General features: G+C 36.8%; 2 protein-coding genes. Both read right to left on the bottom strand.

What is annotated here, in order from left to right:
• Positions 1-105, bottom strand: a 105-nt coding sequence (locus J7R05_RS07685) for a DNA-formamidopyrimidine glycosylase family protein (protein ID WP_281388230.1), incomplete at its 3' end; no start/stop codon positions are given.
• A 55-nt stretch (positions 106-160) separates the two neighbouring features.
• On the bottom strand, positions 161-532 hold a 372-nt coding region (locus J7R05_RS07690; protein WP_208541812.1), incomplete at its 5' end, for an aminopeptidase.

A 532-nucleotide genomic window follows, 5' to 3' on the forward strand; every position in this document is an offset into this window, starting at 1 on the left:
AAACCTCAAATCTCTACGATTAAGCATAACAGATATAATCTTTGCATCCGTTATAATCGGCTCAAGTCCACGACGAACGGTTTCTACTTCAGGAAGTTCAGGCATTTATTTTTTTAATTATTACACATTTTCTAACAATAACATCAAAAAAATAATAATATTAAGCCCATTCGCCCTTACGAAATACAGGAACTTGCATTCCATCTTGCGTAATGCCGTCTATGTCAATTTCACCAGATCCAATCATCCAATCAATATGAATCATGCTCTTATTACCACCACGTTCTGCAATTTCCTCTGCCGTTAATGATGCTCCATCCAAAAAGCACTTGGAATAACATTGTCCTAAAGCAATATGACATGCAGCATTTTCATCAAATAATGTATTATAAAAAAGAAAGTCGCTTTTAGAAATCGGTGAAGAATGTGGAACAAGAGCAACTTCACCCAATCGACTCGCACCTTCATCACTTTGCAAAATCTGTTTCAAAACTTCTTGTCCTGTCGAAGCACGTGCATCAATAACACGCCC

The organism is Bartonella capreoli (assembly GCF_902813205.1).
Classification (GTDB): Bacteria; Pseudomonadota; Alphaproteobacteria; order Rhizobiales; family Rhizobiaceae; genus Bartonella; species Bartonella schoenbuchensis.